Annotated in this window: 11 protein-coding genes; 5 read left to right on the forward strand and 6 right to left on the reverse strand. The window is 65.3% G+C overall.

The window, feature by feature from the left end; genetic code table 11:
• Positions 1-3 precede the first annotated feature (3 nt).
• From ABR323_RS12630 to betI, 5 genes are all read right to left on the reverse strand, one after another.
• The gene (locus ABR323_RS12630; RefSeq protein WP_135273500.1) at positions 4-873 is read right to left on the reverse strand and encodes a crotonase/enoyl-CoA hydratase family protein; all 870 of its coding nucleotides are present in this window, start codon (positions 871-873) and stop codon (positions 4-6) included.
• 201 nt (positions 874-1,074) lie between these two features.
• The gene (locus tag ABR323_RS12635) at positions 1,075-2,751 is read right to left on the reverse strand and encodes a long-chain fatty acid--CoA ligase (RefSeq protein ID WP_135273501.1); all 1,677 of its coding nucleotides are present in this window, start codon (positions 2,749-2,751) and stop codon (positions 1,075-1,077) included.
• Between the two features lie 221 nt (positions 2,752-2,972).
• The gene (gene betA / locus ABR323_RS12640; protein WP_439449574.1) at positions 2,973-4,655 is read right to left on the reverse strand and encodes a choline dehydrogenase; all 1,683 of its coding nucleotides are present in this window, start codon (positions 4,653-4,655) and stop codon (positions 2,973-2,975) included.
• Between the two features lie 100 nt (positions 4,656-4,755).
• Complete coding sequence (betB, locus tag ABR323_RS12645) at positions 4,756-6,228, reverse strand: betaine-aldehyde dehydrogenase (protein WP_439449575.1); 1,473 nt, start codon at positions 6,226-6,228, stop codon at positions 4,756-4,758.
• A 38-nt stretch (positions 6,229-6,266) separates the two neighbouring features.
• Positions 6,267-6,857 carry a transcriptional regulator BetI gene (betI, locus tag ABR323_RS12650; protein WP_135273504.1) on the reverse strand — a complete coding sequence of 197 codons (591 nt, stop codon included), beginning with the start codon at positions 6,855-6,857 and terminating at the stop codon, positions 6,267-6,269.
• Positions 6,858-7,027: 170 nt separating this feature from the next.
• Between betI and ABR323_RS12655 the strand changes: the two genes are divergently transcribed.
• Both ABR323_RS12655 and ABR323_RS12660 read left to right on the forward strand, forming a co-directional pair.
• Positions 7,028-8,578 (forward strand): BCCT family transporter, encoded by a 1,551-nt coding sequence (locus tag ABR323_RS12655; RefSeq protein WP_135273505.1) that lies wholly within the window; start codon positions 7,028-7,030, stop codon positions 8,576-8,578.
• A gap of 332 nt (positions 8,579-8,910) precedes the next feature.
• Positions 8,911-9,354 (forward strand): hypothetical protein, encoded by a 444-nt coding sequence (locus tag ABR323_RS12660; RefSeq protein WP_439449576.1) that lies wholly within the window; start codon positions 8,911-8,913, stop codon positions 9,352-9,354.
• A gap of 165 nt (positions 9,355-9,519) precedes the next feature.
• Here the strand turns inward: ABR323_RS12660 and acnA are convergent, their stop codons facing one another.
• Complete coding sequence (gene acnA / locus ABR323_RS12665; protein ID WP_439449577.1) at positions 9,520-12,273, reverse strand: aconitate hydratase AcnA; 2,754 nt, start codon at positions 12,271-12,273, stop codon at positions 9,520-9,522.
• Between the two features lie 300 nt (positions 12,274-12,573).
• On the opposite strand from acnA, the gene ABR323_RS12670 reads away from it, so the two are divergent.
• From ABR323_RS12670 to acnB, 3 genes are read left to right on the forward strand one after another with little or no spacing between them, the layout of a single operon-like run.
• A complete protein-coding gene (locus ABR323_RS12670; RefSeq protein WP_006364928.1) occupies positions 12,574-12,798 on the forward strand; it encodes an AbrB/MazE/SpoVT family DNA-binding domain-containing protein in 225 nt (74 codons plus the stop codon).
• A gap of 6 nt (positions 12,799-12,804) precedes the next feature.
• On the forward strand, positions 12,805-13,203 hold the full coding sequence (locus ABR323_RS12675; protein ID WP_135273537.1) for a type II toxin-antitoxin system VapC family toxin: 399 nt from the start codon (positions 12,805-12,807) through the stop codon (positions 13,201-13,203).
• A gap of 39 nt (positions 13,204-13,242) precedes the next feature.
• Positions 13,243-15,834 (forward strand): bifunctional aconitate hydratase 2/2-methylisocitrate dehydratase, encoded by a 2,592-nt coding sequence (gene acnB / locus ABR323_RS12680; RefSeq protein WP_439449578.1) that lies wholly within the window; start codon positions 13,243-13,245, stop codon positions 15,832-15,834.
• Positions 15,835-15,900: the final 66 nt, after the last annotated feature.

Here is a 15,900-nt window from a genome sequence, read left to right on the forward strand (position 1 = left end):
CTGTCAGGCCGGGTCGCCATTGCGCCGGGCCTGTGCCCGCACCAGCCGGTCCATGGTGCGCAGGGACTTTTCGCCGAGCTGCATGGCGGTATCCACCCAGATCTCGGTGATCCGCATCATCTCGTGCAGTGGCACCATGCTGGCAATCTCGTTGACCTCGCGCATCGCGGCCCAGGCATGCGGAATCCGCCTGCTGTCCTTGATCACCTGTTCGACCGCGGCAACGCCTTCACCGACCGGCACCACGATGTCGACCAGGCCCATGTCCTTCAACTGGCTGGCGGTGTAGAGATTGCCTTCCAGCATGATCTTCTCGGCCAGGCGCGGGCTGATCCGCTGGCACAGGAAGGAGTAGGCGCCCATGCCGGGGAACAGGTCGAACAGCACCTCCGGCAGGCCCATCAGCACGCCTTCCTCGGCAACGATGGTGTGGCAGCTCAGGGCGGCTTCGAAGCCGCCACCCAGTGCATTGCCCTGGACCAGAGCGATGCTGTGCGCACGCGCACCGAGGCCGGCATGGAAGGCATGCACGCCGCGCACGCAGCGCTGGGCATAGTCGAGCAGGCGGGCGCGATCGCCTTCGCGGATCAGGCGGCAGAACAGCTCGAGGTCACCGCCCAGGTTGAACACGTCACTGTCCGAGGCCAGAACGACATGGGGTGACAGGACATGCGAGGCGCTGAGGCGATCGCCCAGCTCGCGCTGGTAGTCGACGATGTCATCGACCAGGCGTGAGGCAAAGCACGGTCGGCCCGGTTGGTTGACCAGGTTGGCGTGCATGTGGATCCAGTAGACATCCCGCTCGGGTTCTTCGGTGATGCGCAGGGTCGGGTGCAGCGAGGGGCGGGTGATGATGGGGCGTACTGCGGACATGGGAGTTCTCCGTATGACCGTCCGGCCAACCGCAGAGCGGACGGAGAGGAGTGAGGGGAGGCGAGCTGAACGTGCGGCGGCGACTGATTCTATGCACCCGTCGTGAACCGCCCGCAAGCGCTGTGCCGGCCATGTTCCGGTAATAAAAAGACCCCGCCGTTCCCGGCGGGGTCCCTGTTGTGCTTGCTTCCCCGGAAACCCTTATGGGGCGGGCGTATCACGCAGCTCGCGACGGAGAATCTTGCCGACGTTGGTCTTCGGCAGCTCCTTTCGGAATTCTACGATTCTGGGGTGCTTGTAACCGGTCAGGTTTGCCCGCGCATGTTCCTTGACCATTTCCGCGGTCAGGTTCGGGTCCTTCTTCACGATGACCACCTTCACCACCTCACCGGACTTCTCGTCCGGGACACCGACGGCAGCGACTTCCAGCACGCCCGGCATCATCGCGATGACGTCCTCGACCTCGTTCGGGTACACGTTGAAGCCGGACACCAGGATCATGTCCTTCTTGCGGTCGACGATGTAGAAGAAGCCCTGTTCGTCCATCTTCGCCATGTCGCCGGTGTGCAGCCAGCCGTCGGCGTCGATGGCGGTGGCGGTTTCCTCCGGCCGCTGCCAGTAGCCCTTCATCACCTGCGGGCCCTTGATGCACAGCTCGCCCACTTCGCCCAGCGCCAGGATGTTGCCGTTGTCGTCCTTGATGCAGGCATCGGTGGACGGGATCGGCAGGCCGATGGCGCCGTTGTACTCGGGCAGGGTGAGCGGGTTGATGCAGGCTGCCGGCGAGGTCTCGGTCAGGCCATAGGCCTCGACCAGGGTCACGCCGGTGGTCTTCTTCCAGCGTTCGGCTACGGCGCGCTGCACCGCCATGCCACCGCCCAGGGTGAACTTGACCGAAGAGAAATCGATCTCGTCGAAGCCCGGGGTGTTGAGCAGGCCGTTGAACAGCGTGTTGACGCCGGTGATGGCGGTGAAGCGGGTGCCCTTGAGCTCCTTGACGAAACCCTTCATGTCGCGCGGGTTGGTGATCAGGTGGTTGCAGCCACCGAACTTCATGAAGACCAGGCCGTTCGCGGTCAGCGCGAAGATGTGGTACAGCGGCAGGGCAGTGATGATCACTTCCTTGCCCGGCTCGATGCCCGAGGTGGACAGCCACGCCGACGCCTGCTGCATGTTGGCGATCAGGTTGCGGTTGGTCAGCATCGCACCCTTGGCCACGCCGGTGGTGCCGCCGGTGTACTGCAGGAAGGCGATGTCGTCGTGGTCGATCTCGACCGGCGGAAGCGCGTGGCGGCTGCCCAGCTTGAGCGCCTGCTTGAAGCGGACGGCGCCCTTGATGTGGTAATTGGGCACCATCTTCTTGACGTACTTCAGCACGAAGTTGACGATCGCGCCCTTGGCGCCGAGCAGGTCGCCCAGGCCGGTGGTGACCACGTGCTTGACCGGCGTGTCGGCGATGACCTGTTCGACGGTGTCGCCGAAGTTGTCGACCACGACCAGGGCGCTGACGCCGGCGTCGACCAGCTGGTGCTTGAGCTCGCGCGCGGTGTACAGCGGGTTGACGTTGACCACGGTCAGGCCGGCGCGCAGCACGCCGAAGGTGGCCACCGGGTACTGCAGGCAGTTGGGCATCATCAGGGCGACGCGGTCACCCTTCTTGAGCTTGAGCTCACCCAGCAGGTAGGCGGCGAACTGGGTGACCAGCGCGTCCGTCTCACCATAGGTGATGACCTTGCCGAAGCTGGAGTAGGCGGGACGGTCGCGGAATTTCGCGACGGAGGCGTCGAAGACCGAAGCTACCGAATGGAATTCGTTGACGTCGATTTCGGCGGGAACGCCTTTCGGATAGCTCTGCAGCCAGGGACGATCCAGACTCATATTCCCCCTCCAGGAATCGTGATGATGGGTGCGGCGCGGACAGTATCCGCCAGAACCGCTCACCGCAGCATACCGTTCCGTAGGGAAAACGCGAAGAGGGGCGGTGCCGGGCAGCCATATGCGCCAAAAGCCGCCGGGCATGGCCCGGCGCTACCGAAGATGCACATGCATACGGGTAGCGCCGGGCCATGCCCGGCGGGTGTTGCAGGGTGTGGAAGGGGTTACGCCTTGTTGCGCACCGGTGCGCCATTGGCCTTGAAGTACGGCGCGGTGCTGCGGGCCAGCGGGGTGCGGCCGCGGATTACATCGGCCAGCTTCTCGGCGATCATGATGGTCGGCGCATTGAGATTGCCGGTCACCACCTGCGGCATGATCGAGGCATCGACGATGCGCAGGCCTTCCAGGCCGTGCACGCGGCCCTGGCCGTCGACCACCGCCATCGGATCATCGGCGTGGCCCATCTTGTTCGAGCACGACGGGTGGTAGGCGGTTTCGGCATGCTCGCGCACGAACGCATCGATCTGTGCATCGGTCTGCAGGGCGCTGCCCGGCGAGATCTCACGGCCGCTGTACGGTGCCAGCGCCGGTTGCGCGAAGATCTCGCGGGTGATCCGGATCGCCGAACGGAACTCGCGCCAGTCCTGGTCGTGCGACATGTAGTTGAACAGGATGCTGGGGTCTTCGCGCGGATCCTTCGAGCGAACGTGGATGCGGCCGCGGCTGGGCGAGCGCATCGAACCGACGTGCATCTGGAAGCTGTGCGCCTTGATCGGGTTGGAGCCGTTGTAATTGATCGCCACCGGCAGGAAGTGGTACTGCAGGTTCGGCCAGTCGAACTCGGCATCGCTGCGGATGAAGCCGCCGGCCTCGAACTGGTTGCTGGCGCCGATGCCGGTGCCCAGGAACAGCCACTCCGCGCCGATGGCCGGCTGGTTGTACAGCTTCAGTGCCGGCGCCAGCGACACCGGCTTCTTGCACTCGTACTGCAGGTACATCTCCAGGTGGTCCTGCAGGTTGGCACCGACGCCCGGCAGGTGGTGCACCAGGTCGATGTCCAGGCTGCGCAGCAGGTCAGCCGGGCCGACGCCCGAACGCTGCAGGATCTGCGGCGAGGCGATGGCGCCGCCGCACAGCAGCACTTCGCGGCGGGCGGTGGCGCGCTGCGGCTGGTCGTTGTGCAGCCACTGCACGCCCACCGCACGCTTGCCCGAGAACAGGATGCGGTCGGTCAGCGCGTGGGTGACGATGGTCAGGTTCGGGCGCGGCTTGGCCAGGTCCAGATAGCCGCGCGCGGTGCTGGAGCGGCGACCCTTCGGCGTGACCGTGCGGTCCATCGGGCCGAAGCCTTCCTGCTGGTAGCCGTTGAGGTCGTCGGTGCGCGGGTAGCCGGCCTGTACGCCAGCTTCGACCATCGCCGCGAACAGCTCGTTGTTGCCGGCCTTCGGCGTGTTCACGCGCAGCGGGCCTTCGCCACCGTGGTAGTCGTTGGGGCCGATGTCACGGGTTTCGGCCTTGCGGAAGTACGGCAGGCAGTCCAGGTAGGTCCAGTCTTCCAGGCCCGGCATGCCGGCCCAGTTGTCGTAGTCCATCGCGTTGCCGCGGATGTAGCACATGCCGTTGATCAGCGACGAACCGCCCAGGCCCTTGCCACGACCGCAATCCATCCGGCGGTTGTTCATGAAGGGCTCGGGATCGGTCTTGTACGCCCAGTTGTAGCGCTTGCCCTGCAGCGGGAAGGCCAGTGCCGCCGGCATCTGGGTACGGAAGTCGAGCCGGTAGTCCGGGCCACCGGCTTCCAGCAGCAGCACGCTGACATCGGCATCTTCGGTGAGGCGGGTGGCCAGCACGTTGCCGGCCGAACCGGCGCCGATGATGATGTAGTCGTACTCGTTATGGGTGCTCATGGTTGTCTCCTTCAGGCCGGGCCGCGCTGCGTGCAGGCGTCCCGGCGTAATCTCGGATCGGCGCGGTGGCCGGACGTGGGGCGGGCCCGGGGCCCGCCGGTCAGAACACGCTGGCGTAGTCGCCCAGTTCCACCTGCACCGACTTGATGCGGGTGTAGTGGCCCAGGGTCGAAAGGCCGTTCTCGCGGCCGACGCCGGATTCCTTGTAGCCGCCCACCGGCATTTCGGCCGGCGATTCGCCCCAGGTGTTGATCCAGCAGATGCCGGCTTCCAGGCGGTGGATGATGCGGTGGGCGCGGCTGATGTCCTTGCTGACCACACCGGCGGCCAGGCCGAAGGTGGTGTCGTTGGCACGACGCACCACTTCGTCTTCGTCGTCGTAGGCAAGGATGCTCATCACCGGCCCGAAGATCTCTTCCCGGACAATCGTCATGTCATCGCGGCAGTCGGAGAACACGGTCGGCAGCACGTAGGCACCGTTGGCCAGCGCGCCGTCGGTGGCACGGCCGCCGCCGGTCAGCAGGCGGGCGCCTTCGGCCTTGCCGCTTTCGATGTAGCGCAGCACGTTTTCCATGTGCGGGAAGCTGGTCAGCGGGCCGAAGTTGGTCTCGGCGGCCATCGGGTCGCCAATGCGGATGCGCTTGACGCGCTCGACCACGGCGGCCTCGAAGGCGGCCAGCATGCTGCGCGGCACGAACACGCGGGTGCCGTTGGTGCAGACCTGGCCGGAGCTGAAGAAGTTGGCCATCACCGCGATGTCGGCGGCGCGGTCGAGGTCGGCGTCATCGCAGATCACCAGCGGCGACTTGCCGCCCAGTTCCATGGTCACTTCCTTCAGCGAAGAGGAGGCGGCGCTGGCCATGACCTTCTTGCCGGTGGCGACGCCGCCGGTGAAGGAGATCTTCTCGATCACCGGGTGCTCGGTCAGCCAGTTGCCGATCTCGCGACCCGGGCCCTGCACGACGTTGAACACGCCGGCCGGCACACCGGCTTCAGTGTAGATCTCGGCCAGCTTGATGGCCGTCAGCGGGGTCACTTCCGACGGCTTGAATACCATGGCGTTGCCGGCGGCGAGCGCCGGGGCCGACTTCCACATGGCGATCTGGATCGGGTAGTTCCAGGCACCGATGCCGGCGACCACGCCCAGCGGCTCGCGGCGGGTGTAGAAGAAGCTCGATTCGCGCAGCGGCAGCTGGATGCCTTCGATGGCGGTGGCCAGGCCGGCGTAGTACTCGACCACGTCGGCGCCGGTGACGATGTCCACGGTGGTGGTCTCGGCCAGTGCCTTGCCGGTGTCCAGGGTTTCCAGGTGGGCCAGCTCGTCGTTGCGCTCACGCAGGATCTCGACGGCGCGGCGCAGGATGCGCGAACGCTCCATGGCCGTCATCGCCGCCCACACCTTCTGGCCTTCGGCCGCGCTCTGTATGGCGCGCTCGACGTCGGCCTGGCTGGCAACCTGCACTTCGGCGATCACCTCGGCTGTGGCCGGGTTGATGGTCTTGAAGGTCTTGCCGCTGGTGGCATCGACCCGCTGGCCGTGGATGTAGAGCTGTTGGACGGGCAGGGTGGTCATGGGGCGTACTCCTTGGAAGGGGGCGGGTGCTGCAACGCTTATAGCGCGACAGCCTGCAACTGGAAGTCGATGTAGCCGTAAGCGATGCGCCGGGACTTCTCGGCGTTGAACTGGCCGCCGACCAGGCTGCCGCGCAGCCACAGGCCATCGATCATCGCGGCCAGGCCGCGGGCGGCCAGGCGGGCCTGCGGGTGGGGCAGCAGGCGGTTGAACTGGTGGCACAGGTTGGAGAACAGGCGCTGGTCGTTGGCGCGCTGCAGCCGGGCCAGTTCCGGCTGGTGCATGCTCGCGGCCCAGAAGGTGAGCCAGACGCGCATGGCGGTGCCGTTGATCTGGCTGTCATCGAAGTTGCCATCGACGATGGCGCGCAGCTGCTCGCGCGGGTCGTCGCCGGCGTCGGTGCGGTAGCGGGCGACCGCGTCCTTCAGTTCACGCAGGATCTGCCGCATTGCAGCATTGAGCAGACCGTCCTTGTCGCCGAAGTAGTGGGCGACGATGCCGCTGGACAGCCCTGCCTTCCTGGCGATGGTGGCGACGGTCGCATCGGCCATGCCGATCTCGTCGATGGTCTGGAAAGTGGCCCGGATCAGCTGTTCGCGCCGTACCGGTTCCACGCCTTTCTTCGGCATTGTCTCTCCACGGATTGCGACCCGAAGGATCGGGCTGCCCGCCATTATGCTTTTTATTGATTGAACGTTCAATCAATAAACCCTAGGATGCGCTCGCGCCCCACGCCATGGGCCCGGTTTACCGGTCCGGCCCCGCCCATGTGCTCCCTCGGACTTGATGAGACGACCCCATGTCTTCCCTGGCTCATCCCAAGCGTTCGCCCCTGCGCTTGAACCGTTTTGTCTTCTTCAGCTCCTCGGTGTCGATCGGCATCCTCGGGCTGCTCACCGTTCTCTTTCCCGAAGGCAGCGAGCACTGGCTGCAATGGGCGCAGGCCGAAGTCTCGGCCGCGTTCGGCTGGTGGTACATGCTGCTGATCGTGCTGTGCCTGGGCTTCGTACTGTGGCTGGCGTTCTCGCCGTATGGCCGCATCCGCCTGGGCCACAACGAGGAATCGCCGGCCTTCGGCTACGTGGCCTGGGTGTCGATGCTGTTCTCGGCCGGCATCGGCATCGCGCTGCTGTACTACGGCGCCTACGAGCCGCTGGACCACTTCCTCAATCCGCCCGGGCAGCCCGGCGGCACTGTGGCTGCCGGTCGCGAGGCGATGGTGCTGACCTTCCTGCACTGGGGCCTGCACGGCTGGGCGCTGTACGCACTGGTCGGCGTGGCACTGGGCTATTTCGCTTACCGCCGCGACCTGCCGCTGGCACTGCGCTCGGCGCTGTACCCGATCTTCGGCGAGCGCATCCATGGCCGCATCGGCGACATGGTCGATGGCTTCGGCATCCTCGCCACGCTGATCTCGATGGTGACCAACCTCGGCATCGGCGCGCTGGTGGTGCAGTCCGGCCTGGTCTACCTGTTCCACATCCCGGATACGCCGCAGGTGCTGGTGGCGATCGTGCTGGTGATGATGGTGGTGGCCACCATCGGCGTGGTGGCCGGTGTGGAAAAGGGCATCGCGTGGCTCTCCAACCTCAACGTGCGCCTGCTGTGCGGCCTGCTGCTGTTCGTGCTGGTCACCGGCCCGACCCTGCACCTGTTCGATGGCCTGATCCAGAACACCGGCGATTACCTCGGTGCGTTCGTGCGCAAGAGTTTCGACATGTACCTCAACGACCCGAAGGGCCGTGAGTGGATGGGTTCGTGGACGCTGTTCTACTGGGCGTGGTGGATCGCCTGGGCGCCGTTCGTCGGCCTTTTCGTGGCGCGCATCTCGCGCGGCCGCACCATCCGTGAAGTGATCATGGGCGTGCTGCTGATCCCGCTCGGTTTCACCCTGGCGTGGCTGTCGATCTTCGGCAACACTGCCATCGACCTGGTGCTCAATCACGGCCAGGCGATCCTGGGTGACGTGGCCCAGCATGATGCGGCAATGACCCTGTTCAAGCTGCTGGAATACCTGCCCGGCGCGCCGTACGTGGCCGGTGCCGCAGTGGTGATCGGCTTCGTGCTGTTCCTGACCCCGGTCGATTCGGGCACGTTGATGATCGCCAACCTGTGCACCCGCCGCGTTGACGATGGCGTGGAAGACGGCCATGACGCGCCGATCTGGCTGCGCGTGTTCTGGGCGGCGGGCATCACCGTGGCCAGCGTGGGCCTGCTGCTTGCGGGCAACTTCAGTGCGATGCAGACGGCGGTGGTGCTGTGCGGCCTGCCGTTCTCGTTCATCCTGGCCTTCTACATGTGGGGCCTGCTGAAGGCCCTGCGTACCGACCCGGACGCGCCGCGCCGGTGACCGGGCATCCGGGCATACTCCGATGCCGCCGGTGATGCAGTAGAGCCAGGCCATGCCTGGCTGCGGAGAAACAGTAAGGGCCGGATCTGTGAGGATCCGGCCCTTTCGTCTTCTCTGTAGCGTCGAGCCGATGCCTGGCTGCTTTCCTGCCAACGGCAGCCGAGCATGGCTATGCCGGTCGTCCTGGCCGGCACCCTTCGCCTCTACAGGTGAAGCGTTGCTCGCTGGCCAGCCGCCGAGATCGGGCCGCACGAAATTTCGCAGCATTCTGAAAGACATGCAGGACCGTTCGCGGCAATCTTTGTTCAACGATCCTCTTCCGGAGTTGAACAATGATCCGAATCCTCAGCTGTGCGCTGATGGTCTCGTTCTCCTTGGCGGCCCGCGCGGCGCCGGATGCGATGGTGCAACTGAACTTTCCGGTGATCGCACTGGGTGAAACGGCAGAGCTCAACCTGCAGCTGGCACCGCATTCTGGTGGGCTGGTCACGTACTCGATCCACACCAATGTCTATGCCAGCGAGGAGAGCAGTGGTTACCGGGTATTGGATGTGCGTTGCCCGCCTGGCTTCCTCTCCAATGTCTACCAGGGAAATACCGGTGCGGTGTGCTATCGCGTAGAGCAGACGCCGCATCCGGCCAGTGAGATGTCGGTGACGGTGTTCAACGAGGATGCGCCGGACGGGCATCTGGAGTGGGCGGAAGGTCTTTGGTCGCTGGATACCAGTGGCCCAGCAGTGAAAACGTCATGGCATCTGTTTGGCGTGCGGCCGTGACCGATGGGCCGACGGGTGACCTGGAGCGAGTAGACCCGTGTGTAGACGAGAAAGGCCGGATCCGCGAGGATCCGGCCCTTTCGTCTTCTCTGTAGCGCCGAGCCTATGCTCGGCTGCTTTCCTGCCAACGGCAGCCGGACATGGTCCGGCCCTACAGGTGAAGCGTTACTTGCTGGCCAGCTGGCGCAGCACGTACTGCAGCAGGCCGCCATGACGGAAGTACTCGACTTCCTTCGGGGTCAGCAGCATCACCGAGGCTTCGAAGGTCTTCTTGGTGCCATCGGCCTTGGTCGCGGTGACCGTGGCGCGCTTGCTGGCGCCGTCCTGCAGGCCGGTGACGTCGATCACTTCCGAGCCATCCAGGCCCAGGCTCTGCGCGTTCTCGCCGTTGCGGAACTGCAGCGGCAGCACGCCCATGCCGACCAGGTTGGAACGGTGGATACGCTCGAAGCTCTCGGCGACCACCGCCTTCACTCCCAGCAGCAGGGTGCCCTTGGCGGCCCAGTCACGCGACGAGCCGGTGCCGTATTCCTTGCCGGCCAGCACCACCAGCGGCACGTTGTCGGCCTTGTACTTCATGGCCGCATCGTAGATCGCCAGCTTCTCCGGCTGGCCGCCACCGGCCGGGTAGTACAGGGTGTTGCCGCCTTCCTCGCCACCGAACATCAGGTTCTTGATGCGGATGTTGGCGAAGGTGCCGCGGACCATCACGTCATCGTTACCGCGGCGGCTGCCGTAGCTGTTGAAGTCGGCCGGCTGCACGCCGCGCTCCTGCAGGAAGCGGCCTGCCGGCGAGTCCTTCTTGATGTTGCCGGCCGGAGAGATGTGGTCGGTGGTGATCGAATCGCCGAACAGGCCCATCACGCGTGCACCGTGCACATCGTCGATGCTGCCGGTCTGCATGGTCATGCCATCGAAGTACGGCGGGTTCTTGATGTAGGTGGAGGCATCGCTCCACTCGTACAGATTGCCGTCCGGCGAGGCGATGGTGTTCCAGCGGGTATCACCCTTGAACACATCGGCGTAATTCTGCTTGAACATCTCCGGGCCGATGGTGGCAGCGATGACGTCGCCGATTTCCTTGTTGCTCGGCCAGATGTCGCGCAGGAACACCGGCTGGCCATCGCTGCCGGTACCCAGCGGCTGGGTGGTCAGGTCGATGTCGGTGGTGCCGGCAATGGCATAGGCCACCACCAGCGGCGGGCTGGCCAGGTAGTTCATCTTCACTTCGGGGTGCACACGGCCCTCGAAGTTGCGGTTGCCCGACAGCACCGAGGTGACCACCAGGTCGCCGGTGGCGATACCGGCGCTGACTTCGGTTGGCAGCGGGCCGGAGTTGCCGATGCAGGTGGTGCAGCCGTAGCCGACCACGTAGAAGCCGATCTTCTCCAGTTCCTTCAGTACGCCGGCCTTTTCAAGGTAATCGGTGACCACGCGCGAGCCTGGGCCGAGCGAGGTCTTCACCCACGGCTGGCGGTTCAAGCCCTTGGCCGCCGCGTTGCGCGCGAGCAGGCCGGCGCCGATCATCACTGCCGGGTTGGAGGTGTTGGTGCACGAGGTGATGGCGGCGATGACGACCGCGCCGTCTTTCAGGCGGACCTTGCGGCCTTCGGTCTCGATATCCGCATAACCCCTGGCCAGCTGCTCGTTGCCGACCGCAGCGCCGCCGCCCTCATTGACGAAGGTGGAGACATCCTCGCTGCGCTTGTCGCGGTTGGCAGTCATACCTACCAGTGCCTCGCGGTAGTTCTTCTGCACGTCTTCAAGCAGCACGCGGTCCTGCGGGCGCTTGGGGCCGGCCAGCGACGGCTTCACCGTGCCCATGTCCAGTTCCAGCGTGGTGCTGTACTGCGCATGCGGACTGTTGGCGTCGTGCCACAGACCCTGCGCCTTGGCATAGGCTTCGACCAGATCGATCTGCTCTTCGCTGCGGCCGGACAGGCGCAGATAGTTCAGCGATTCGTGATCGATCGGGAAGATGCCGCAGGTGGCGCCGTATTCCGGGGCCATGTTGCCGATGGTCGCGCGGTCGGCCAGCGGCAGGTGCTGCAGGCCGTCGCCATAGAACTCGACGAACTTGCCGACCACGCCCAGCTTGCGCAGCATCTGGGTGACGGTCAGCACCAGGTCGGTGGCGGTAGCGCCCTCGGGCAGCCTGCCGGTCAGCTTGAAGCCGACCACCTGCGGAATCAGCATCGACGACGGCTGGCCGAGCATGGCGGCTTCGGCTTCGATGCCGCCCACGCCCCAGCCGAGCACGCCGATGCCGTTGATCATGGTGGTGTGGCTGTCGGTACCGAACACGGTATCGGGGTAAGCGATGGCCTTGCCGTCCTTGTCCGCGGTCATCACCACGCGGGCCAGATTCTCCAGGTTCACCTGGTGGACGATGCCGGTGTTCGGCGGCACCACCTTGAAGTTGTCGAAGGCCTTCTGGCCCCAGCGCAGGAAGCCGTAGCGTTCCTGGTTGCGCTGGAATTCGATCTTGCCGTTGATGTCCAGTGCATCGGGCTTGCCGAACACATCGACCTGCACCGAGTGGTCGATGACCAGTTCGGAGGGAATCTGCGGGTTGATCTGCTCCGGCGAACCGCCGAGCTTGACCACCGCATCGCGCATCGCGGCCAGGTCGACCACGCAGGGCACGCCGGTGAAGTCCTGCAGGACCACGCGCGCCGGCATGAAGGCGATCTCGGTGTCCGGCTCGGCCGCCGGGTTCCAGCGGGCCACGGCTTCGATGTGGTCCTTGCCGACGGTGACGCCGCCATCCTCGTGCCGGAGCAGGTTCTCCAGCAGGATCTTCATCGAGTAGGGCAGGTGGGAGATATCGAAGCGCTGGCCCAGCGTGGGCAGGCTGAAGTAGTCGTAGGTCTTGCCGCCGACGTTCAGCTGGCTGCGGGTGGAGAACGAATCGCTCATGCGGGGTAACTCCTTCTTGCGGATGGCTTGCTCTGGCCCGTGCGTGGACGGGCCTGCTTGCGGTCGCCGTGGGCCTGGTGGCCCCGGTTCTCCAGTATGAACCCCAAACTGAATGGATTCACCCGGGCCGGGTCCGGCCTGCGGCATCGGTTCCAGACTACAGGGGACGGTGTATGGCGTATGTCACGTTTGAGGCCGATCCTTTGCGAGGCAAGGGCTGGCGGAGTGCCGGTCCAGTTCAGGGTGGAAGTATGCCCGGGGAAGTATGTATAATTTGTGCATACTCTGGAGGGCCTACTGATGGAAGCCACTGTTGCAGAACGCGGACAGATCACCCTGCCCAAGGCAGTACGTGATGCCCTCGGCCTGACCAAGGGCACGCTGCTGAAGGTCGAACTGGATGGCAGCCGCATCATCCTGCGCAAGAGTGTTGACGATGCCATTTCACGGGCGCGCGGCAAGTTCGCGCTGGACGGCTTCGAATCGTCCGACGCCGCAGTGCGTTCGGTGCGCGACGAGGAATAAGCCGTGATGATCGCCGTCGATTCACCGGTGCTGGTCGAGCTGCTCAGCAATGGCCCACAGGCCGATGCCGTGGAGGCCATCCTCAGGCAGAGCCTGGTGGGTGGCCGCGTGGTGGTCTGCGGCGCGACCCTCGCCGAGGTCTGCGCATCACTGCGCGGCGGCGCCGAGGTGCTCGAAGCGCTGGAAGAAATGGGCGTGCACTTCAACCCGATGGAAGCCAAATCGGCGCTGCGCGCCGGCGAGATGCACCGCCGCCACCGCCAGCGCAACGGCAGCCGCCGCAGCCTGGACGAATTCATGGTCGGCGCCCACGCACTGCTGCAGTGCGATGGCCTGATCACCTGGAACGACACGTTTTACCGCGACTACTTCAAGGGCCTGAAGCTGATCGTGCCGCAAGCCTGAGCCCGTCCAATCCTTAAATCGCATTACCCGGGAGTTGTCATGTTGGAAGCCTACCGCCACCACGTCGCCGAGCGCGCTGCGCTTGGCATCCCGCCCCTGCCGCTGACCGCGCAGCAGACGGCCGATGTCATTGAACTGCTGAAGAACCCGCCGCAGGGCGAGGCCGAGTTCCTGCTCGACCTGCTGACCCACCGCGTGCCGGCCGGCGTCGATGATGCTGCCAAGGTCAAGGCCTCGTACCTGGCCGCGATCGCGCTGGGCAGCGAGCAGAACCCGCTGATCAGCCGCGAGCGCGCCACCGAACTGCTGGGCACCATGCTGGGTGGTTACAACGTTGCCCCGTTGATCCAGCTGCTGGACGACGCCAGCGTCGCTGCTATTGCGGCCGATGCGCTGAAGAAGACCCTGCTGGTGTTTGATGCGTTCCATGACGTGCAGGAAAAGGCCAAGGCTGGCAACGCCAACGCCCAGGCCGTGCTGCAGAGCTGGGCCGATGCCGAATGGTTCACCAGCAACCCGGAGGTGCCGCAGAGCCTGACCGTCACCGTGTTCAAGGTGCCGGGTGAGACCAACACCGATGACCTGTCGCCGGCACCGGACGCGACCACCCGCCCGGACATTCCGATGCACGCCCTGGCGATGCTGAAGAACAAGCGTGACGATGCAGCGTTCACCCCGGAAGAAGACGGCAAGCGCGGTCCGATCCAGCAGATTCTGGCGTTGAAGGACAAGGGCCACCTGGTCGCCTATGTGGGCGACGTGGTCGGCACCGGTTCCTCGCGCAAGTCGGCCACCAACAGCGTGCTGTGGTGGACCGGCGATGACATTCCGTTCATCCCGAACAAGCGCGCCGGTGGCGTCTGCCTGGGTTCGAAGATCGCCCCGATTTTCTACAACACCATGGAAGATGCCGGTGCACTGCCGATCGAGCTGGACGTGTCGAAGATGGAGCACGGCGATGTGGTCGAGCTGCGTCCGTACGAAGGCAAGGCGCTGAAGAACGGCGAAGTCATCGCCGAATTCCAGGTCAAGTCCGACGTACTGTTCGACGAAGTGCGTGCCGGTGGCCGCATTCCGCTGATCATCGGCCGCGGCCTGACCGGCAAGGCGCGTGAAGCGCTGGGCCTGGCCCCGACCGATCTGTTCCGCCTGCCGGTGCAGCCGGTCGACACCGGCAAGGGCTTCTCGCTGGCACAGAAGATGGTGGGCCGTGCGTGCGGTCTGGCTGAAGGGCAGGGCATGCGCCCGGGCACCTACTGCGAACCGAAGATGACTTCGGTGGGCTCGCAGGACACCACCGGCCCGATGACCCGCGACGAGCTGAAGGACCTGGCCTGCCTGGGCTTCTCGGCCGACCTGGTGATGCAGTCGTTCTGCCACACCGCTGCCTACCCGAAGCCGGTGGACGTGAAGACCCACCACACCCTGCCGGAGTTCATCTCCACCCGCGGCGGCGTGTCGCTGCGCCCGGGCGACGGTGTGATCCACAGCTGGCTCAACCGCATGCTGCTGCCGGACACCGTCGGTACCGGTGGTGACTCGCACACCCGTTTCCCGGTGGGCATTTCGTTCCCGGCCGGTTCGGGCCTGGTCGCCTTCGCCGCTGCCACCGGCGTGATGCCGCTGGACATGCCGGAATCGGTGCTGGTGCGCTTCAAGGGCAAGATGCAGCCGGGCGTGACCCTGCGTGACCTGGTCAACGCGATCCCGCTGTATGCCATCAAGTCGGGCCTGCTGACCGTGGCCAAGGCTGGCAAGAAGAACATCTTCTCCGGCCGCATCCTGGAAATCGAAGGCCTGCCGGAACTGAAGGTCGAACAGGCGTTCGAGCTGTCCGACGCCTCGGCTGAGCGTTCGGCGGCCGGTTGCTCGGTGCGCCTGAACAAGGAACCGATCATCGAGTACCTGACCAGCAACATCACCCTGCTGAAGTGGATGATTGCCGAGGGTTACCAGGATCCGCGTTCGCTGCAGCGCCGTATCGAGAAGATGGAAGCGTGGCTGGCCAACCCGGAGCTGCTGGAGCCGGACGCCGACGCCGAGTACGCCGCCGTGATCGAGATCGACCTGGCCGACATCCACGAGCCGATCGTGGCCTGCCCGAACGACCCGGACGACGTGAAGACGCTGTCCGAAGTGGCTGGCGCCAAGATCGACGAAGTGTTCATCGGTTCGTGCATGACCAACATCGGTCACTTCCGCGCGGCCGCCAAGCTGCTGGAAGGCAAGCGCGACCTGCCGACCCGCCTGTGGGTGGCCCCGCCGACCAAGATGGACGCCTCGGAGCTGACCAAGGAAGGCGTGTACGGCACCTTCGGCGCCACCGGCGCACGCATGGAAATGCCGGGCTGCTCGCTGTGCATGGGCAACCAGGCGCAGATCCGCGAAGGCTCCACCGCGATGTCGACCTCGACCCGCAACTTCCCGAACCGCCTGGGCCGCAACACCAACGTGTACCTGGGTTCGGCCGAACTGGCCGCGATCTGCTCGCGTCTGGGCCGCATCCCGACCAAGGAAGAGTACATGGCCGATGTGGGCGTGATCGCCGCCAGCGGCGCGGAGATCTACCGCTACATGAACTTCGACCAGATCGAGGAATACCAGGACGTGGCCAAGACGGTCGCTGCCTGATGCGGTAGTGCCGGCCGCTGGCCGGCAGCCCGTTGAAACGAAGAACCCCCGGTGAGAGCCGGGGGT

Origin of the sequence: Stenotrophomonas sp. ATs4 (assembly GCF_051861585.1) — a bacterium.
Taxonomy (GTDB): domain Bacteria; phylum Pseudomonadota; class Gammaproteobacteria; order Xanthomonadales; family Xanthomonadaceae; genus Stenotrophomonas; species Stenotrophomonas maltophilia_AS.

Bases quoted from the DNA above. Each gene is read 5' to 3' on its own strand.
- ABR323_RS12660 (WP_439449576.1), top strand. From the start codon at position 8,911: ATGATCCGAATCCTCAGCTGTGCGCTGATGGTCTCGTTCTCCTTGGCG.
- ABR323_RS12675 (WP_135273537.1), top strand. From the start codon at position 12,805: ATGATCGCCGTCGATTCACCGGTGCTGGTCGAGCTGCTCAGCAATGGC.
- betB (WP_439449575.1), bottom strand. From the start codon at position 6,228: ATGACCACCCTGCCCGTCCAACAGCTCTACATCCACGGCCAGCGGGTC.
- ABR323_RS12630 (WP_135273500.1), bottom strand. From the start codon at position 873: ATGTCCGCAGTACGCCCCATCATCACCCGCCCCTCGCTGCACCCGACC.
- betI (WP_135273504.1), bottom strand. From the start codon at position 6,857: ATGCCGAAGAAAGGCGTGGAACCGGTACGGCGCGAACAGCTGATCCGG.
- acnB (WP_439449578.1), top strand. From the start codon at position 13,243: ATGTTGGAAGCCTACCGCCACCACGTCGCCGAGCGCGCTGCGCTTGGC.
- ABR323_RS12635 (WP_135273501.1), bottom strand. From the start codon at position 2,751: ATGAGTCTGGATCGTCCCTGGCTGCAGAGCTATCCGAAAGGCGTTCCC.
- acnA (WP_439449577.1), bottom strand. From the start codon at position 12,273: ATGAGCGATTCGTTCTCCACCCGCAGCCAGCTGAACGTCGGCGGCAAG.
- ABR323_RS12670 (WP_006364928.1), top strand. From the start codon at position 12,574: ATGGAAGCCACTGTTGCAGAACGCGGACAGATCACCCTGCCCAAGGCA.
- ABR323_RS12655 (WP_135273505.1), top strand. From the start codon at position 7,028: ATGTCTTCCCTGGCTCATCCCAAGCGTTCGCCCCTGCGCTTGAACCGT.
- betA (WP_439449574.1), bottom strand. From the start codon at position 4,655: ATGAGCACCCATAACGAGTACGACTACATCATCATCGGCGCCGGTTCG.